General features: G+C 60.8%; 15 protein-coding genes. 11 read left to right on the top strand and 4 right to left on the bottom strand.

The genetic code is table 11. The features are described from left to right. Positions 1-67: 67 nt before the first annotated feature. From ACTF58_RS09030 to ACTF58_RS09015, 4 genes are all read left to right on the top strand, one after another. Positions 68-2,347, top strand: coding sequence for an NADP-dependent malic enzyme (locus tag ACTF58_RS09030; RefSeq protein ID WP_438991649.1), 2,280 nt, complete (start codon positions 68-70; stop codon positions 2,345-2,347). A 195-nt stretch (positions 2,348-2,542) separates the two neighbouring features. Continuing rightward, a complete protein-coding gene (gene prpE, locus ACTF58_RS09025) occupies positions 2,543-4,444 on the top strand; it encodes a propionate-CoA ligase PrpE (RefSeq protein ID WP_438991648.1) in 1,902 nt (633 codons plus the stop codon). 100 nt (positions 4,445-4,544) lie between these two features. Continuing rightward, positions 4,545-5,795 (top strand): hydroxymethylglutaryl-CoA reductase, degradative, encoded by a 1,251-nt coding sequence (locus tag ACTF58_RS09020; RefSeq protein WP_438991647.1) that lies wholly within the window; start codon positions 4,545-4,547, stop codon positions 5,793-5,795. Between the two features lie 121 nt (positions 5,796-5,916). After that, positions 5,917-6,096, top strand: a complete 180-nt coding sequence (locus tag ACTF58_RS09015; protein ID WP_438991646.1) for a hypothetical protein — start codon at positions 5,917-5,919, stop codon at positions 6,094-6,096. A 61-nt stretch (positions 6,097-6,157) separates the two neighbouring features. On the opposite strand, the gene ACTF58_RS09010 is transcribed toward ACTF58_RS09015, so the two are convergent. Continuing rightward, positions 6,158-6,919 (bottom strand): NAD kinase, encoded by a 762-nt coding sequence (locus tag ACTF58_RS09010; RefSeq protein WP_438991645.1) that lies wholly within the window; start codon positions 6,917-6,919, stop codon positions 6,158-6,160. Positions 6,920-7,096: 177 nt separating this feature from the next. On the opposite strand from ACTF58_RS09010, the gene glyA reads away from it, so the two are divergent. The 5 genes from glyA (at position 7,097) to ACTF58_RS08985 (ending at position 13,542) form a co-directional block, all read left to right on the top strand. Further along, positions 7,097-8,380: a serine hydroxymethyltransferase gene (gene glyA / locus ACTF58_RS09005; RefSeq protein ID WP_438991644.1), complete on the top strand. Its 1,284-nt coding sequence runs from the start codon at positions 7,097-7,099 to the stop codon at positions 8,378-8,380. Between the two features lie 168 nt (positions 8,381-8,548). Continuing rightward, positions 8,549-9,808: an aminotransferase class V-fold PLP-dependent enzyme gene (locus ACTF58_RS09000; RefSeq protein WP_438991643.1), complete on the top strand. Its 1,260-nt coding sequence runs from the start codon at positions 8,549-8,551 to the stop codon at positions 9,806-9,808. Positions 9,809-10,074: 266 nt separating this feature from the next. Beyond that, complete coding sequence (locus ACTF58_RS08995; RefSeq protein ID WP_438991642.1) at positions 10,075-10,533, top strand: (2Fe-2S)-binding protein; 459 nt, start codon at positions 10,075-10,077, stop codon at positions 10,531-10,533. 3 nt (positions 10,534-10,536) lie between these two features. Further along, positions 10,537-12,783 carry a molybdopterin cofactor-binding domain-containing protein gene (locus ACTF58_RS08990; RefSeq protein ID WP_438991641.1) on the top strand — a complete coding sequence of 749 codons (2,247 nt, stop codon included), beginning with the start codon at positions 10,537-10,539 and terminating at the stop codon, positions 12,781-12,783. Positions 12,784-13,029: 246 nt separating this feature from the next. Further along, entirely contained in the window at positions 13,030-13,542 is a 513-nt protein-coding gene (locus tag ACTF58_RS08985) for a flavin reductase family protein (protein ID WP_438991640.1), read from the top strand. A gap of 57 nt (positions 13,543-13,599) precedes the next feature. Here ACTF58_RS08985 and ACTF58_RS08980 read toward each other — a convergent pair whose 3' ends face one another. Next, on the bottom strand, positions 13,600-14,685 hold the full coding sequence (locus tag ACTF58_RS08980) for a sodium-dependent bicarbonate transport family permease (RefSeq protein WP_438991639.1): 1,086 nt from the start codon (positions 14,683-14,685) through the stop codon (positions 13,600-13,602). 95 nt (positions 14,686-14,780) lie between these two features. On the opposite strand from ACTF58_RS08980, the gene ACTF58_RS08975 reads away from it, so the two are divergent. Next, positions 14,781-15,665, top strand: coding sequence for a LysR family transcriptional regulator (locus tag ACTF58_RS08975; RefSeq protein ID WP_438991638.1), 885 nt, complete (start codon positions 14,781-14,783; stop codon positions 15,663-15,665). A 6-nt stretch (positions 15,666-15,671) separates the two neighbouring features. Here ACTF58_RS08975 and ACTF58_RS08970 read toward each other — a convergent pair whose 3' ends face one another. Beyond that, a complete protein-coding gene (locus ACTF58_RS08970) occupies positions 15,672-16,130 on the bottom strand; it encodes a hypothetical protein (protein WP_438991637.1) in 459 nt (152 codons plus the stop codon). Positions 16,131-16,529: 399 nt separating this feature from the next. On the opposite strand from ACTF58_RS08970, the gene ACTF58_RS08965 reads away from it, so the two are divergent. Then, positions 16,530-17,111, top strand: a complete 582-nt coding sequence (locus ACTF58_RS08965; protein ID WP_438991636.1) for a thymidine kinase — start codon at positions 16,530-16,532, stop codon at positions 17,109-17,111. A gap of 143 nt (positions 17,112-17,254) precedes the next feature. On the opposite strand, the gene ACTF58_RS08960 is transcribed toward ACTF58_RS08965, so the two are convergent. Next, positions 17,255-18,282 (bottom strand): beta-ketoacyl-ACP synthase III (locus tag ACTF58_RS08960; RefSeq protein ID WP_438991635.1); only part of this gene is annotated, 1,028 nt, incomplete at its 5' end.

The raw sequence follows: 18,282 nt of genomic DNA, 5'->3' as shown, positions 1-18,282 counted from the left end.
TTGGCTTCACATTAATTAGTTTAATGTTAAACTACTTTTGAAAAGGCTTTGGGCCGAGGGAGATATTATGTCGGTTGATAAGAATGAAACAGTCCGCGAAGCGGCGCTGAACTATCATGAATTTCCGCGCCCCGGGAAGCTGGAAATCCGCCCGACCAAGCCGATGGCAAACGGGCGCGACCTTGCGCGCGCTTACTCGCCCGGCGTGGCCGAGGCCTGTCTTGAGATTGCCAAAAACCCTGCGGATGCAAGCCGTTATACGGCGCGGGGCAATCTTGTCGCGGTGGTGACAAACGGCACCGCTGTGCTTGGGCTTGGCAATATCGGCGCGCTGGCCTCCAAGCCTGTGATGGAGGGCAAGGCTGTTTTGTTCAAGAAATTCGCTGGGATTGATTGTTTTGATATCGAAGTGAACGAGACCGACCCTGTGAAGTTGGCCGAGATTGTCTGTGCGCTGGAGCCGACCTTCGGGGCGATCAACCTTGAGGACATCAAGGCGCCTGATTGCTTTATTGTCGAGAAAATCTGCCGTGAGCGGATGGGTATCCCTGTGTTTCATGACGATCAGCACGGCACAGCTATTGTTGTTGGGGCTGCGGCGACGAATGCTTTGCACGTGGTGGGCAAGAAATTTGAAGACATCAAGATTGTCAGCACCGGCGGCGGGGCGGCGGGGATTGCCTGCCTGAATCTGCTTTTGAAGCTCGGTGTGAAGCGTGAAAATGTCTGGCTCTGTGACATTCACGGCCTTGTTTATGAGGGCCGTGAGGAGGACATGAACCCGCAGAAGGCGGCGTTTGCGCAAAAGACAGACAAGCGCACGCTTGATGAGGTTGTTGACGGCGCGGATCTGTTTTTGGGCCTGTCGGGGCCGGGGGTTCTTAAGCCTGAGCACGTGAAGCGGATGAGCCAGCGGCCTGTGATCTTTGCTTTGGCGAACCCGACCCCCGAGATTATGCCTGACGAGGTGCGCGCTGTGGCGCCTGATGCGGTGATTGCGACGGGGCGGTCCGACTATCCCAACCAAGTCAACAATGTGCTGTGCTTTCCGTTTATCTTCCGTGGCGCGCTCGACGTGGGCGCGAGCGAGATCAATGATGCGATGCAGATCGGCTGTGTCGACGGGATCGCGGCGCTGGCGCGGGCGACCACAAGTGCCGAGGCGGCAGCGGCCTATAAGGGCGAGGCGCTGACCTTTGGCGCGGACTACCTGATCCCCAAGCCGTTTGATCCGCGTCTTTCGGCTGTTGTCAGCTCGGCTGTGGCGAAAGCGGCTATGGAAACGGGCGTAGCGACCAAGCCTCTGGCCGATCTGGAGGCCTATAAAGAGCGGCTCAATGCGTCGGTCTTTAAGTCGGCGCTGTTGATGCGGCCTGTGTTTGACGCGGCGAGCCATGCTTCGCGGCGGATTATCTTTGCCGAGGGCGAAGACGAGCGCGTGCTGCGCGCGGCGCAGGCGATTTTGGAAGAGACAACGGAGCGGCCCATTCTGATCGGGCGGCCAGAGGTGATCGAAGCGCGCTGCGAACGCTTTGGCATTACTGCAAAGGCGGGCACGGACTTTGAACTGATCAACCCCGAGAACGACCCGCGCTATCGCGACTTTTGGGGCAGCTATCACGAGATCATGGCGCGCAAGGGCGTGACGCCAGACTTGGCGCGCGCGATCATGCGCACCAACACAACAGCGATCGGCGCGATTGCGGTGCATCGCGGCGAGGCGGACAGCCTGCTGTGCGGGACATTTGGCGAGTTTCGCTGGCATCTCAATTATGTGCAGCAGGTTTTGGGCGGTAAGGGGCTGCGCCCGCACGGGGCGCTGTCGATGATGATCTTGGAAGACGGGCCGCTGTTTATTGCGGATACGCACGTGCATACGCTTCCAACGCCCGAGCAGATCGCCGAGGCGGCGATCGGGGCGGCGCGCCATGCCAAGCGCTTTGGCGTTGAGCCGAAAGTGGCGCTGTGCAGCCAGAGTCAGTTTGGCAACCAGCCGCATGGGTCGGGCGAGCGGATTCGCGCGGCGATTGAGATACTGGACGCCGCCCCACGGGACTTTCAGTATGAGGGCGAAATGAATGTCGATGCGGCGCTTGACCCTGAGCTGCGCGAGCGTTTGCTTCCATCTGGCAGGCTTGAGGGCGTGGCGAATGTGCTGATCTTTGGTCATGCCGATGCGGCCTCGGCGGCGCGCAATATTCTCAAGATGAAGGCGGGCGGTCTGGAAGTTGGCCCGATCCTGATGGGGATGGGCAACCGTGCCCATGTTGTCAGCCCGGGGATCACGGCGCGGGGCCTGCTCAATATGGCGGCGATTGCGGGGACGCCTGTGAAAAGCTACGGCTGAGTATTCAGGCGGGGCTTCGCAAGTTTGCAAATGAGGCAATATTGCCTGCAAAGATTAGGCTTAACCCACGTGTTTGCAAAAATTTGCAGGTGGAATTGCAAAATATTTGCGCCAAACTGCCGCGCCACGTGACTCCTTGCTTGCCTAGAGGTCGGGCGGGCCTTTACCTCTTTTGTCAAAGTGGAGGAGAACACTATGGGTAAGACTGCGGGCTATAAAGCGCTTTATGAGGGCTGGAAGGCCGACCCCGAAGCCTTCTGGATGACGGCGGCTGAGGCGATTGACTGGGACGTGGCGCCCTCAAAGGCGCTGTTTGACAAGGGCGATAACCTCTATGAGTGGTTTGCCGACGCCAAGTGCAACACCTGCTACAACGCGGTGGACCGCCATGTGGAGGCCGGGCGCGGCGAGCAGACGGCCATTATTTATGACAGCCCGATCACCCAGACCAAGCGCGAGATTTCCTATGTCGAGCTGCGCAACCGCGTCGCGACACTGGCGGGCGCACTGCGCGCCAAGGGGATCGAGAAGGGCGACCGCGTCATTATCTATATGCCGATGGTGCCTGAAGCGCTGGAGGCGATGCTTGCCTGCGCGCGGCTGGGCGCGGTGCACTCTGTGGTGTTTGGCGGCTTTGCGGCGAGCGAGCTTGCCGTGCGGATTGATGACGCCAAGCCCAAGGCCATTATCGCGGCCTCCTGTGGCCTCGAGCCGGGGCGCGTTGTGCATTATAAGCCGCTTCTGGACGGGGCCATCGACATGGCCGAGCATAAGCCTGAGTTCACCGTTATTTTTCAGCGCGAACAAGAGGTTGCAGAGCTGAAAGAGGGGCGTGACTTTAACTGGCACGGGTTTCAATATGGCGTTGAGCCTGCCGAATGTGTGCCTGTGGAGGGCAACCACCCAGCTTATATCTTGTATACCTCGGGCACGACGGGCGCGCCCAAGGGCGTGATCCGCCACACGGCGGGCCATATGGTTGCGCTCAACTGGAGTATGAAGAATATTTACAACGTCGACCCTGGCGATGTCTTTTGGGCGGCGTCGGATGTGGGCTGGGTTGTGGGGCATAGTTATATTGCTTATGCGCCGCTCATACACGGCAACACGACGATTGTCTTTGAGGGCAAGCCCGTGGGCACGCCTGATGCGGGGACATTCTGGCGGGTTATTTCCGAGCATAAGGTAAAGAGCTTTTTCACGGCTCCCACGGCCTTCCGCGCTGTGAAACGCGTCGATCCGCAGGGCGAGTTTGTCGCGAAATACGACCTGAGCTGTCTGAAGACGGTTTATCTTGCGGGCGAGCGGGCCGACCCTGATACGATTGTCTGGGCGCAGGACCAGCTTAAGGTGCCTGTGATTGACCATTGGTGGCAGACCGAGACGGGCTGGGCCATTGCGGCGAACCCTGTTGGCGTTGAAATGTTGCCTGTGAAGCTTGGCTCTCCGTCTGTGCCGATGCCGGGGTATGATGTGCATATTCTGGATGAGGCGGGGCATGAGATGCCTGCAGGCGAGTTGGGCGCGATTGCCGTCAAGCTGCCGCTGCCGCCCGGAACGCTGCCCAACCTGTGGAACGCCGAGGCGCGCTTTCAGAAAAGCTATCTCAACACCTTCCCTGGCTATTACGAGACGGGTGATGCGGGGATGATTGATGAGGATGGCTATCTTTATATCATGGCGCGGACCGATGATGTGATCAATGTGGCGGGCCACCGTTTGAGCACGGGGGGCATGGAAGAAGTTCTTGCGTCGCACCCTGATGTGGCGGAATGCGCTGTGATCGGGGTGAGCGACGAGCTGAAGGGGCAGTTGCCTGTCGGGTTTGTCTGTCTCTCCAATGGGGTGAACCGTCCGCATGAGGAGATCGTCAAGGAATGTGTGACGCTGGTGCGCGAGAAGATCGGGCCTGTGGCGGCGTTCAAGCTGGCTTGTGTTGTCGAGCGTTTGCCAAAGACACGAAGCGGCAAGATTTTGCGGGGCACGATGGTGTCGATTGCTGATGGCAAAGAGTTCAAGATGCCGGCGACGATTGATGACCCCGTGATTTTGGACGAGATCAAGGTTGCGCTGCAAGGGATTGGCTTTGCGAAGTAGGCATCGGATTTGAGCTTGAACGAGGCCCGTCCTTTGAGGCGGGCCTTTTCTTTTGGGGCGGTGTCGGTAAGCTCTCTTGCAACAGGGTTGGGAGGCTTTGATGACAACGTCACGGATTGCAGGATTTCACAATTTGAGCCGCGCGGAGAGGCTTGAAAAGCTTGTCGCGCTTGGGCTTTTGAGCGGACGTGAGGCCGCTGAGCTTGCGCTTGAGGCGGGGCCGCTCGCGGAGCTGGCCGAGAACCTTTCGGAGAATGTGATCGGGGCTGTGGCTGTGCCGCTGGGTGTGGCGACGAACCTGACGGTGGATGGCGCGGATGTGCTTGTCGCGATGGCGACGGAGGAAAGCTCTGTTGTTGCGGCGGTGAGCAATGGCGCGCGGGCGTGCCGCGACACGGGCGGTGTGGTCACCGAGGCCGATGACCCCTGCATGATTGCGCAGGTGCAGATCACGGGGCTGGCGGACTTGGCGACGGCGAAGGCTGTTGTTGAAGGCCACGCGGACGAGATCGGTAAGCTCTGTGATGCGTGCGATCCGATGTTTGTGAAGCTTGGTGGGGGGTTTCGCGCGCTTGAGGTGCGCATTTGTGGCCCGTTTCTTGTTGTGCATCTGATTGTCGATGTGCGCGATGCGATGGGGGCGAATGCGGTGAACACCATGGCCGAGGCGCTGGCGCCCAAGCTGGAGGGCTGGACGGGCGGCAAAGTGGGCCTGCGCATTTTGAGCAATCTGGCCGACCGCCGGCTTGTGCGCGCGAGGGCTGTGTGGCGGGCCGACGTGATTGGCGCGGAGATGGTCCGCGGGATTGTCTCGGCCTATGAATTTGCGGCGCATGACCCTTACCGCGCGGCGACGCACAACAAGGGCATTATGAACGGGATTTCGGCTGTGGCGCTGGCGACGGGCAATGACACCCGCGCGCTGGAGGCGGGGGCGCACGCCTTTGCGGCAACCAAGGGCAAGGCGGGCGGCTATGGGCCTTTGAGCCGCTATGGTGTGACCGAGGCGGGCGACCTCTGGGGCGAGATCGAGCTGCCTATGGCTGTCGGCATTGTCGGCGGGGCGACGCGCGCCCACCCGACGGCGCAAAAAGCGCTCAAGATCATGGCGATCACGCAGGGGGGGCGGCTGGCGCGGGTTATGGCGTCTGTCGGGCTGATCCAGAACTTTTCGGCGCTGCGCGCTTTGGCGGGTGAGGGAATCCAGCGCGGGCATATGGGGCTTCATGCGCGCAATCTGGCGATTGTGGCAGGGGCCAAGGGCGCGGATATCGAGCGGATTGCCAAGCTGATGATCGAGCGGATGGAGATTCGCGAGGATGTGGCACGGGCGCTTTTGCAAGACAGCTGAGCGTCTGTGGCGGGCCGGCCCTTCGGGGAGGATATTTGGCGCAAAAAGAAAGAGCGGGCGGACAAAGCGAAAGGCGGCTCTGCTGTTGCAATAGGGCGCGGGGCGGCCTAGGCTTGATTTTATGAAACACGTTCCAAAAGAAACCACGGATGATGCGCTTATTCAGGAATTTCTGAACAAGGGCGGCGAAGTGAAGGTGGGCAAGACCAAGCCTGCGAACCCCGAGCTTGGCCTGAGCAACAACCAGTGGAACAACAAGCTGACCCGTGAGGAAAAAGCGGCGCGCGACAAGAAAGCGTAAGCGGCCCAGCGGCGGCGTGCGGGCGGCCTTCGGGGCGGGCGCGGCTCGATGATGTGTTGATTTAGACGAATTGCTCGCGGATCAGGCGCTCTTCGAGGCCGTGCTCTGGATCAAACAGAATGTGGTGGGTGATGTCGGGCTGGGAGCGGATCTGGACCTGCGCGACATTGAGAAACGAGTTGCTGTCGGCGTCGGCCATGACGGGGCGCTTTTCAGGCTCTGTGACTTCTATTGTGACCATGGCGGTCTTGGGCAGCAGCGCGCCGCGCCAGCGGCGGGGGCGAAACGGCGCGATGGCTGTGAGGGCGAGCACATCCGAACCGATCGGCAGGATCGGGCCATGGGCGGAGTAGTTGTAGGCTGTGGAGCCTGCGGGCGTGGCGACGAGCGCGCCGTCACAGACGAGCTCTTCCATGCGCAGGCGGCCATCCACGGTGATTTTCAGCTTTGCGGCTTGTGGGCCCATTCGCAGCACGGAGACTTCGTTGATCGCCAGTGCTTCGTGCACTGTTCCGTCTGTGCAGGTGGCGCGCATGGCGAGCGGGTTGATTGTAGTTTCTTCGGCGGCTTCAAGGCGCGCCATCAGCTCGGCTTCGTTATATTCATTCATCAAAAAGCCGACGGTGCCACGGTTCATCCCGTAGACGGGGGCGGGGAGCGCTTGTGTTCTGTGCAGGGTCTGGAGCATGAAGCCGTCGCCGCCGAGCGCCACTATGATATCGGCGTCGGCCTCGGGCGTCTCACCATAGCGGCTGATCAGGGCGGCGCGCGCCGTTTGGGCCAAGGGCGCCTCTGAGGCGGTGAAGGCAATTTTCAGGGCCATAATGGGCGCGTCCTCGTTTCCTATAGGCGGCAAGATTAGCCTATAAAAACGGCTTGTCCACCGCAGGGGGCCGCTTTTGGCGCGCTGGTGTTGGGATTGGTCGCAATTGGTGTTCCTTTTCGCAAAAGTTTCCAATAGGAAACGCTGGAATCGGAAGTCATTTCATAAGGAAGCACCATGTCTGATAAAGGTTTCTTCACCGAGGCGCTGGCCTCGCGCGACCCTGAGCTTTGGGGCGCAGTCGAAAGCGAACTGGGCCGCCAGCGCGACGAGATCGAGCTGATCGCGTCCGAGAATATTGTCTCGGCTGCCGTGATGGAAGCGCAGGGCACTGTTCTGACCAACAAATACGCCGAAGGCTATCCGGGCCGTCGCTATTATGGCGGCTGTCAGTATGTGGATGTGGCCGAAGAGCTTGCCATCGAGCGCGCTTGCAAGCTCTTTGACTGTGGCTTTGCCAACGTTCAGCCGAACTCGGGCTCGCAGGCCAACCAAGGTGTTTTCACGGCGCTGTTGCAGCCTGGTGATACGATTTTGGGCATGGACCTTGCCTCGGGCGGCCACCTGACACACGGTGCCAAGCCGAACCAGTCGGGCAAGTGGTTTAACGCTGTTCACTATGGTGTGCGCGAGAGTGACAATCTGATTGATTATGATCAGGTTGCGGCGCTGGCGAAAGAGCATCAGCCCAAGCTGATCATTGCGGGCGGTTCGGCTGTGCCACGGGTCATCGACTTTGCCCGCTTTCGCGAGATTGCCGATTCTGTGGGCGCATATCTTCATGTGGACATGGCGCATTTTGCGGGCCTTGTGGCGGCAGGCGAGCATCCGTCGCCTTTCCCTCATGCCCATGTTGCGACAACCACCACGCATAAAACCCTGCGTGGCCCGCGCGGCGGCATGATCCTGACCAATGACGAGGCTTTGGCCAAGAAGTTCAATTCGGCGATCTTCCCTGGCATTCAGGGCGGCCCGCTGATGCACGTGATTGCAGCCAAGGCTGTGGCCTTTGGCGAAGCGCTGCGCCCCGAATTTAAAGACTACATGAAGCAGGTGCGCGCCAATGCGGTGGCTCTGTCAGACCAGCTGATCAAAGGCGGGTTGGATATTGTCACGGGGGGCACCGACACCCATGTGATGCTTGTGGATCTGCGGCCCAAGAAAGTCACCGGCAATATCACCGACGCCGCTCTTGGGCGTGCGCATATCACCACAAACAAGAACGGGATCCCGTTTGACCCGGAAAAGCCGATGGTGACATCGGGGATCCGTCTTGGCACGCCTGCGGGCACGACACGCGGCTTTAAGGAAGCCGAGTTCCGCCAGATTGCCGATTGGATCGTCGAAGTGGTCGACGGGCTGGCCGCCAACGGGCCAGAGGGTAACGAGGCTGTGGAAGCCAAAGTGCGCGGCGAAGTGGCCGAGATGCTCAAGGGTTTCCCGCTGTATCCGAACCTTTGAGATTGCGCATGGTGGGTTAGCACCCACCCTACGGATTGGCCCCTCGCGGAAACGCGGGGGGCTTTTCTTTTGGCTTGAAAGCGGCGTTGCGGCGCTGTTTTGTGACGCAAAGGGCAAATTCAATCTGCGGCGTTTGGAGCAGGATGTGGGCAAGCAAGGGAGCAAATGATGCAGAACGGTTTTTCAGACGGGGTGATGGAGCAGGTGCGCGGGCGGTTTGCGCATGTGGACAGCTGTCCTTTTGAGGGGCGTCGGGTCTTCTTTGAGAACGCGGGGGGGGCATTGACGCTTAACTCTGTGGTTGAGACCAGCGCGAAGTTTGCCGCTATTCCTGACAACCAAGGCCGCGCCAACGGGGCGAGCCGTGCGCTTGTCGAGATTATTGACCGCGCCAAGGCGGATATGGCCTTGATGATGAATGCGCCTGAGGGCGGGCAGTTTTTTGTGGGCGAGAGCGGCACGGAGCTTTTGTTTCGTCTCATTATGAACGCTTGTCTGGCGCGTAAGGGGCAGGGGCAGGTTCTGAGCTCGTCTCTGGAGCATCCGGCGAGCCGCTCGGCGGCGGCGCGCTGGGCGGGAGAGGCAGAGCTGCATCATGTTGTGATCGCCCATGACGACGGGCGCGGCACGATTGAAGCGGCCGCTTACGCCGAGGCTGTGACGGAGGACACGGTTGTGGCGACGATAGTGCACACCTCGCCTGTGACGGGAATGGGGGTGGATGTGGGCGCTGTGAGCCGCGCCATTCGGGCCAAGGCGCCCGACTGTCTGATCATTGTGGATGGGATCCAGCACGCGGCGCATGGTGCGATTGATCTGGCGGCTTATGATGTTGATGGCTATGTGATCAGCCCTTACAAGATGTTTTCCCGTCATGGCTTCGGGCTTGCTTGGATGTCGGAGGCGCTGGAAAGTGTGGCGCATAATGCGCTCGATGGCGGGCCGGCGCTCAACTGGGAGATGGGCACGCGCGACACGGGGGCTTATGCGACTTTGAGCGATGTTTGCGGGTATCTGGAGTGGCTTGGGGGGGAAGTCTCGGGCGAAAGTGACCGCCGCGCGCGGATCATTGCGGCGGGGGAGGCGATCCATGCGCAGGAAAAAGCGCTCACGGATGCGATGATTGACGGGGTTGGCAACCTTGCGGGGCTGCGCGAAATGGAGCGTGTGACGATCCTTGGCGGGGCGGACAACGACGCGCGCGAGGGGCTTGTTTCGCTTGTGGTCGAGGGCGTGCCGTCTGTTGAGGTTGTCGAGCGGTTGAATGCGGCGGGGATCCGCACGCATTTGCGCAAGGCGGATCATTACTCGGGCAATATTCTGACGCCGCTTGGGCTTGAGGGCTGTGTGCGGGTGTCTTTGTGTCACTATAATTCGCGACAGGATGTGAGCCAGTTTCTGGCGGTGATGAAAGAGATTGCGGAGTAAGGGCTTTCTTTTCGAATTTTGCTTCGCAAATCCGACCGTCTTGGGGGAGTGAGCTGGGGGGCAGCGCCCAAGGCCGCAGTTAAGCTGGGGGGCTGGCCCCCCAGACCGCAACCTAGCTGGGGGGCCAGCCCCCCAGACCCCCCGGGATATTTCTGGAAAGAGGAAGACGGGGCGGCGTTTGACGCCACGGTAGGGCTGTGTTGTTTTGACCTTTTGCGAGGGATCTGACGTAATAAGACAAAAGTGATGTGCGCAAGGAGACGGATATGCAACTGACGGTGGATGGAACGACGCATGATCTCGATGTTGAGGGCGAGATGCCGCTTCTTTGGGTTTTGCGCGATGCGCTCAACATAAAGGGTGTGAAATACGGCTGTGGTATTGCGGCCTGTGGCGCTTGCACTGTGCATATTGATGGGGAAGCCGTACGCTCTTGTCAGGTGGCTGCTGAGGATGTTTGGGGCGAAGTGACGACGATCAACGGGCTGGGTCGCCCTGAGGCGATGCACGCGGTGCAGGCGGCTTGGGCGGCGCATCAGGTGGCGCAATGTGGCTATTGTCAGGGCGGGCAGATGATGCAGGCGGCGGCTTTGCTGGCCGAGGTCGCGGCGCCGAGTGATGGCGAGATCGATGCGGCGATGCGCGGGAACCTCTGTCGCTGTGGCACCTATCCACGGATCAGGGCGGCTGTGAAGACAGCGGCCAAGACGCTGGCGGAGGGCTGAGATATGGGCAAGGTCAAAACGATTGCGCGGCGCTCTTTTCTCATCGGGTCTGCGGCGCTTGCTGGCGGTGTGGCGTTTGGGGTCTGGCGCGCCAAAACGCCTTACGCAAACCCGCTTCTTGACGGGCTGGGCGCGGGGGAGGCGGCGCTGACGCCCTATGTGAAGATTGACGGCAATGGTGTGACGCTGATCACCCCGCGCGCGGACAAGGGGCAGGGCGCCTATCATGTGCAGGCGGCTTTGATTGCCGAGGAGCTGGATGTGGCGCTGGAGGCTGTGGCGATCGACCCGGGCCCACCGGATCGGGCCTATTGGAATACGGCCCTTGCGCCTGAGGCCGCCGAGTTCAGCGCGCCTGAAGACGGCTTTATGCGCGAGGCTTTGACGGGTGTTCTCGGCTCTGTGATGAAATTTGCAGGGGTGCAGATTACCGGCGGGTCAACCACTGTGCCGGACGGATTTGTGAAGCTGCGCGCGGCGGGGGCGAGTGCGCGGGAGACGCTGAAGCTTGCGGCGGCGGCGCAACTCGGTGTGGCTGTGGGCGATTTGCGCACCGAGGCGGGGCAAGTGATTGCGCCCGATGGGCGCAGGATCCGCTATGAAGCGCTGGCCGAGGCTGTTGCAGGCATGGAGCCTGTGCAGGATGTGGCGCTGCGCGATCCGAGTGCGTGGCGGTATCTTGGCAAGCCGATGCAGCGGGTGGATATGCTTGCCAAGTCCACAGGCACGCAGGCCTACGGGATCGACTTTGAGATCGAGGGTATGGTCCATGCGGCTGTGACGCTTGCACCTGCGCAGGGCGGTGGGCTTGTGGGCTATGATGCAACTGCGGCACTTGCGATGCGCGGGGTGCTCGGGGTTTATCCTGTGAGCGGCGGTGTGGCTGTTGTGGCAGACAACACGTGGCGGGCGTTTCAGGCGGCGGAGGCCATTGAGGCCGAATGGAGTGCGCCCGAGATGCCACAAAGCATGGCCGACCATTGGGCGGCGCTTGAGGCCGCATTTGTGCCCAGCCAGCAAGACAGCCGTGTGCGCGACGACGGCGATGTGGAGGCGGCTCTGGAGGAGGGCGTGGCTGTGAGTGCGGCGTATCGCGCACCCTATTTGGCGCACGCACCGCTTGAGCCTGTGAACGCGACTGTTCTGGTGGGCGAGGGGCGTGTGGATGTCTGGACGGGGACGCAGATCCCCCGATTTTTGCAGGCCTCTGTGGCCAAGATTGCCGGGGTTGAGGCGGAGGCCGTTCATGTGCACGTCTTGATGATGGGAGGCAGTTTTGGCCACCGTCTTGAGGATGATGTTGTGCGGCAGGCGGCAGAAGTCGCTGTAAAGATGCGCGGCGTGCCTGTGAAACTTACGTATAGCCGAGAGACCGATATGGCGCATGACTATACCCGCCAGATTGCGGCGGCAAAGATGCGCGGCACGGTGAAGGACGGGCGCGTGGAGGCGTATGACCTTGCGATTGCCATGCCCAGCGTGATTGTGAGCCAGATGGGGCGGCAGGGGCTGAGTGTTCCCGGGCCGGACAGCCAGATTGTGGCCGGGGCGTTTGAGCAGCCCTTTGCGATCCCGCATCATCGGGTCACGGGGTATCGCGCCGCGCCGCTGGCGCCGATCAGTTCGTGGCGCTCTGTGGGGGCTTCAACCAACGGGTTTTTCTATAACCTCGGACTGGATGAGCTGATCGAGGCAGCGGGGGCTGACCCGCTGGAAGAGCGGCTGCGGCTTGCGCGCGACCCGTTGGCGCAGAAAGTGCTTGAGGCCGTTGGCGAGATGTCGGGCTGGAGCGGGGCCAGTCTGGGGCCGCGGCGGGGGCGGGGCATTGCGATGACGCGCTCTTTCGGGGTGCATTGTGCTGAAGTGGTGGACGTAACGGATACGGACGCGGGGCTCAGGATCGACAAGGTCTATGTGGCGGCTGAAGTTGGCCGTGTGCTGGACCCTGTGAGTTTTGAAAATCAGGTGCAAGGCGGCGTTGTCTGGGCGCTGGGCCATGCGATGAATTGCGAGATCACCTATGAGGGCGGGGTGGCCGAGCAGCTCAATTTTGACAGCTTTGAGGGGATGCGGATCAGCCAATGTCCCGAGATTGTGGTGCGTGGGCTGGAGAACGGCGCGGCCGTAAGGGGCGTGGGCGAGCCGCCTGTGCCGCCTGCGGCCCCTGCGCTGGCGGGCGCGATTTATGCGGCGACGGGTGTGCGGCTGAGGGAGATGCCGTTTTCCAAGTTTGTGGCGTTTGCGGGCTAGGGATCGAATTTCGCTTGTGCGAAATCCGACCCACAGCGAGGGGCAAGATGGGGACAGACCCCAGACCGCAACCTAGCTGGGGGGCCAGCCCCCCAGACCCCCCGGGATATTTTTGGAAAGAAAAAGGCGAGCAGGGGCTATGGGTTGGGAGGTGTTTGGCTGTTCTTGAGAGGGTTGCATGGGTTGTAACCTTGCCGAGGGCGTGGCAGAGCGAAGGCGAAAAATGGAGCAGGCAGGACAGGCGCTATGAGCATTGAGGCAACGGGCGATTTGCGCGGGGATTTTCTGGAGGCGATGAGCCGTTCTGCGAATTCTGTGTATATCGTGACGACGGATGGTGTTGCGGGGTGCGGTGGCGCCACAGTGACGGCGTTTTCCAGCGTGTCTGCGGATGTGGCGGAGCCACGCTTGCTCATTTGTTTGCATCATGAGAGCAGCACTGCGCAGCTGATCCGCGCCAATGGTGTGTTTTGCGTCAATGTTTTGAGTGCGGCCCATGAGAGCCTGTCGGAGCGTTTTGCAGGGCGCAGCGGGCAGGGCGAGGACCGCTTTGCCGAAGGGCGTTGGGCGCGGTCTCGCAATGGTGTTTTGCGGCTTGAAGACGGGCTGGCGAGCTATGATTGCCGCTTGAGCGAGCAGAGCCTTGTGGGCACGCATCATGTTTTGTTCGGGGCTGTACAGCAGGTGATTTTGGGGCCGGATGCAACGCCGCTTTTGCACACCCGTCGCGGCTATGGGGCGGTGGCGGAGGGGCGCTAGGGCCCCGTTCTTGCCTCCGCCCCCGCCCCGCTTGACCGCGTGGTGAGGCCCGCGACCCTATGTGCCGATTATGATCTCGGCGAGGGCCATGAAGAGCGGGATGCTCAGTATGGCGACCGGCGTTCCGAGGCCTGTTGAGGTTCCGACATAGGCCGAAGCGTTGGCCTCGGGCAGGGAGGCGCGCAGGGTGGGCGGCCCCGAGATGTCAGAGCTGGAGGCGGCCATAACCGCGAGCAGAACAACCCCGCCTGCGGAGAAGCCTGTCAGCGCGTGGGCGGCGAGACCGACGCCAAAGCCGAGCAGGCCATGGAGGAGCGGGGCGGTCAGCCCGTAGAGGATATAGGCGTGGGCGACGCGCCTTAACTCGGAGAGGCGCGCCCAAGCCTCCATGCCCATGATCAGCATGAGGATCGACAGCAGGCCCCGAAAGAGCGGTTCATAAAAGCTAGTGTAAACGCTGTCGGGCTGGGCAAACGTGCCAATGGCGAGGCCGACGAGAAGGGCCGAGATGGCGGGGCTGCGAAACGTATCGAGCGCTATGGCTTTGACCATGCCCTGTGCAGCATCGCTCCGGGGGGCAAGGCTCGGGCCCCTGCCGCCGCCACCGAGGGCCAGGGTGCCGCCGCTGGCGGTTGTGCTATTGGCTGTGCTGGCGGCTCTGCGCGCCAGAGAGAGCTTGGCCAGCACAATCGCCGTGACAAGAGCGGCGATGTCCATGAAGGGGTAGAGCGCACCGATGAAGCCTTCATAGTAGATCCCGCTGTCATCAAGCACGGTCATACCTGCGGCGAGTGTGGAGGCGGAGACGGCGCCGAACAGCCCTGCTGTGGCGAGAGCATCAACCTCTGACACGCCGCGCCATTTGGCGAGGGTGAGCGTTCCGAGCAAGACAATAGCCACACCGACAGCGGCAGCGCCGAGGGCGGGTATGAGAAGCTCTGTCAGATTGGCGTCGCGCACCGACATACCCGCGCCGAGACCGACCTTGAGCAACAAGAGGATCACGATAAATTTGTAAACCGGCTCGGGGATTGCAAAGCGGCTGCCCAGCGCGGCGAGGAGCATACCGCCGATGAGAAAGGCGAGTGTGGGCTTTTGCAGCTGATCTGCGAGGGTGCTTGCGATGGTGAGAAGGCTGTCCATTTGGTGTCCCTTTTTTTGACTGCCTGTGTGATAGCGGGGCCAATTTGCTAATAAAAATATATCTTTTATCAGAATTTGATATATTTAGTAAAAGAATGAGCCAGTTGAACTATCATCATTTGCGCTATTTTCGCGAGGTTGCGCGCGAGGGGCATTTGGGGCGTGCGGCTGCGCGGCTCAACCTGTCGCAACCGGCGTTGTCGATCCAGATCAAGCAGCTTGAGGAGCGGCTGGGTCATGCGCTGTTTGAGCGGATCGGGCGGGGGCTTGTGCTGACCGAGGTGGGGCGGATTGCGCTCGATCATGCCGAGCAGATATTCGGGGCGGGGGAGGAGCTTGTCGCGCGTCTGGCGCAGCGATCACAGGCCAGCCTGCCGCTGCGGGTTGGGGCGCTCTCGACCTTGTCGCGCAATTTCCAGCTTCAGTTCTTGCGCCCGCTTCTGGAGAAGGGGCAGTGGGGCATTGACCTTAAATCCGGCAATATGAGCGGCCTGTTGAGCGAGCTTGAGGCGCTCTCTCTGGATGTGGTGTTGAGCACGGAGGTGCCCAAGAATGAGGGCGCTGCCCTCTTTGCAAGCCAGCGTATTGCGCAACAGCCTGTGGGGCTACACGGGGTGGCCAAGCGGCTTGGCCATCAGAGCCTGAAAGCGCTGTTGCGCTGTGAGCCGTTGATTTTGCCGCAGGAGAAGACCATCCGCACGGGTTTTGAGGGGCTTGTGGCGCGGCTGGAGATCGAGCCGCGCATCGCGGCTTATGTGGATGATATGGCGATGGTGCGTCTGCTTGCGCGCGAAGGCGTTGGTGTGGCGGTCGCCCCTGCTGTTGTGCTGGCAGACGAGATTGCGGCTGGCACTGTCACCACGGCGCCCTACGAGCTTGGAATTGTCGAGACCTTCTATGCGGTCAGCACGCCTCGCAAATTTGCCCACCCTGCCCTCGCCGGGCTGTTGCGCGAGCATGGGGAGGGCATCACGGGGTAGCGCGGCTTAGAGCGGGCCGTCTTCCAGATGAAGCTTCATCTCGATCAGAACCTGCTGCAAGGCGGTTGTTTCTTTGAGCAGGCGTTTGGCCTCGTTGACCGTGATCACCCCGTCTTGAATGGATTGCTGGTATTCGGCCATGAGCATGGCAAAGCGCTGGCTGAGCGCGATGACATCGGCGTTGATGCCGCCTTTGTCTTCAGTGTTGCGGCGGCGATCGTCGTAGGAGAGGGTGATTCCCTTGAGATCGGCCAAGGCCGAGGTGACGTGAGGAAAGCTTGCGGCCTCTTCAAGAGCGGCCACGGCGTCAATCGGCATGAAGCGGTCTGCGTGTTCGTCATTGTCTGAATAATAACGGCCCAAAGTGGCCTTGGACTTGCCTGTCAGGGTGCAGGCGGGCTCTATGCCGACATCTTTTACCAGAGCTTCTGTGTGCTTTTTTAAGTAGCTGCCAACGCCTGTCATTAACTCTTTCCCAACTTTTCCCCTGTAGACCAATCATAGGGGAATTGAACAATGGGTTTCCCATTAAACGGTTTGTTGGTAAATGTCATGGTGTATTAACCTGCGGTTTTCAGGTGTTAGTGAGTGGGCGACGTATGGTATAGTCGCCAAGCGTAGGGGCTTTGCGCAAGACTTGTATGCGTCTTGCTGAAGCCCTCGGGGTCGCGTGGTGCGTGTATGCTCCATCCCCAGTGGCCTGTCTGCACGGATAAGCCGCGCGGCCCCAGCACGTAACGAGTGCGCCCTGTTGTCTGTTTGCTCAGACAGCAGGGTTTTTTATGGGCCGTCCTAAAGCGGGGAGAGGGCTTGTTTTTCGCGCCAATCGGCTTGAAAAGCTGTGGTTTGGAGCTAAAACACCTCATGGCTAAGCTTTATTTCAATTACTCGACCATGAATGCAGGAAAATCTGCTGTGCTGTTGCAGGCGGCGCATAACTATCGCGAGCGCGGGATGGTGCCTTATCTTATGCTGGCGGCGTTTGACGAGCGTGCGGGCAAGGGGCGGATCGCAAGCCGAATCGGAATCGGCGCGGATGCGGATACGTTTTCTCAGGGCGATGATCTCTATGGGAAGATCAAATCACGTCTGGAACAAGGGCCTGTGGCCTGTGTGTTTATTGATGAAGCGCATTTTATGGAGAAAAAGCAGGTCTGGCAGCTGGCGCGGGCGGTGGATGACCTTCACATTCCTGTGATGTGCTATGGGCTGCGGGTTGATTTTCGGGGTGAGCTTTTCCCGAGTTCGGCGGCCCTGCTGGCTTGGGCCGACGAGATGCGCGAAGTGCGCACGATCTGTCATTGCGGGCGCAAGGCCACCATGGTTGTGCGCAACGGGCCAGACGGCACGCCGCTGATGGACGGGGCACAGATTCTGGTGGGCGGCAACGAGACTTATGTGAGCCTTTGCCGTCGCCATTGGCGCGAGGCCGTGGGCGACGTCTAGAGGCCAGCCGCCAGACCGCAGGACAGCGGGGGGCCAGCCCCCCGGACCACAGGCTAAGCCGGGGGGCCAGCCCCCCGGACCACAGGCTAAGCCGGGGGGCCAGCCCCCCGGACCCCCCGGGATATTTATAGAAAGAAAAAGGGTTAAAGGCGTTCGAGCAGGACCGAGCCAACCGAGTAGCCCGCGCCGAAGGAGCAGATCACGCCGATGTCGCCGCGCGCGAGGCCTGACTGGTGCTTTGAGAAGGCGATGATGCTGCCTGCGGAAGAGGTATTGGCATAGTCTTGCAGGATATTGGGCTGTTCTTCAGGCTCTGGCACGCGGCCAAGGACCTTGCGGCCGACAAAATCGTTCATGCTCTTGTTGGCCTGATGCAGCCACATCCGCTTGAGCGCCGCTGGGGTGATGTTTTCGGCGTCCAGATGGGCGAGGATATGGTCTGAGACCATGGGCACGACTTCTTTGAAAACCTTGCGCCCCTCTTGCATGAACTGCATATCACGGCGGTCCTCAAGGTCCTGCTCTGAGGTGCGGGTGCGGCGCAAAAAGCCGTTGTTGTTGCGGATATTGTTGGAAAACTCGGTGGCGCAGCGTGTGGAGCGGATTTTGAAGAGCGGCTTCGCGGCTTCGGCTTCGCGCTCGATCAGGGTGGCTGTGCAGACATCGCCAAAGATGAAGTGGCAGTCGCGGTCGCGCCATTCGAGATGCCCCGAGCAGATCTCGGGATTGACCACGAGGGCTTTCTTGGCAGAGCCTGCGCGGATCATATCAGACGCCGCTTGAATGCCGAAAGTGGCCGAGGAGCAGGCGACATTCATATCAAAGGCAAAGCCGCCTGCGCCGAGGAGCTTCTGGATTTCGACAGCTATGGCAGGGTAGGCGCGCTCGTGATTGGAGGCGGCGCAGATGACAAGATCAACTTCGCTGGCCGCGACGCCCGCTTGGGCGAGGGCTTTTTGGCAGGCTTCCAGCGCCATTTCGGCCATGATGCCCGGCTCTTCATCAAGGCGCTCGCGCAAGACGGGGTGCATGATGGCGGGGTCGAGCACGCCTTTTTTGTCCATGACGTGGCGCTGCTCGATGCCTGAGGCCTTGAAGATAAACTCAACCGAGGAGCCAGCCTTGGCCTCGATCTCGCCTGCGGCGATGGCTTCGGCGTGGTCTTTATTGA

It is taken from the genome of Lentibacter sp. (assembly GCF_965657785.1).
Lineage (GTDB): Bacteria > Pseudomonadota > Alphaproteobacteria > Rhodobacterales > Rhodobacteraceae > Lentibacter.
The sequence above is the reverse complement of the archived record's forward strand: the minus strand, read 5'-3'. Positions and strand labels throughout refer to the sequence as shown.

Bases quoted from the DNA above. Each gene is read 5' to 3' on its own strand.
- ACTF58_RS09030 (WP_438991649.1), top strand. From the start codon at position 68: ATGTCGGTTGATAAGAATGAAACAGTCCGCGAAGCGGCGCTGAACTAT.
- prpE (WP_438991648.1), top strand. From the start codon at position 2,543: ATGGGTAAGACTGCGGGCTATAAAGCGCTTTATGAGGGCTGGAAGGCC.
- ACTF58_RS09020 (WP_438991647.1), top strand. From the start codon at position 4,545: ATGACAACGTCACGGATTGCAGGATTTCACAATTTGAGCCGCGCGGAG.
- ACTF58_RS09015 (WP_438991646.1), top strand. From the start codon at position 5,917: ATGAAACACGTTCCAAAAGAAACCACGGATGATGCGCTTATTCAGGAA.
- ACTF58_RS09010 (WP_438991645.1), bottom strand. From the start codon at position 6,919: ATGGCCCTGAAAATTGCCTTCACCGCCTCAGAGGCGCCCTTGGCCCAA.
- glyA (WP_438991644.1), top strand. From the start codon at position 7,097: ATGTCTGATAAAGGTTTCTTCACCGAGGCGCTGGCCTCGCGCGACCCT.
- ACTF58_RS09000 (WP_438991643.1), top strand. From the start codon at position 8,549: ATGCAGAACGGTTTTTCAGACGGGGTGATGGAGCAGGTGCGCGGGCGG.
- ACTF58_RS08995 (WP_438991642.1), top strand. From the start codon at position 10,075: ATGCAACTGACGGTGGATGGAACGACGCATGATCTCGATGTTGAGGGC.
- ACTF58_RS08990 (WP_438991641.1), top strand. From the start codon at position 10,537: ATGGGCAAGGTCAAAACGATTGCGCGGCGCTCTTTTCTCATCGGGTCT.
- ACTF58_RS08985 (WP_438991640.1), top strand. From the start codon at position 13,030: ATGAGCATTGAGGCAACGGGCGATTTGCGCGGGGATTTTCTGGAGGCG.
- ACTF58_RS08980 (WP_438991639.1), bottom strand. From the start codon at position 14,685: ATGGACAGCCTTCTCACCATCGCAAGCACCCTCGCAGATCAGCTGCAA.
- ACTF58_RS08975 (WP_438991638.1), top strand. From the start codon at position 14,781: ATGAGCCAGTTGAACTATCATCATTTGCGCTATTTTCGCGAGGTTGCG.
- ACTF58_RS08970 (WP_438991637.1), bottom strand. From the start codon at position 16,130: ATGACAGGCGTTGGCAGCTACTTAAAAAAGCACACAGAAGCTCTGGTA.
- ACTF58_RS08965 (WP_438991636.1), top strand. From the start codon at position 16,530: ATGGCTAAGCTTTATTTCAATTACTCGACCATGAATGCAGGAAAATCT.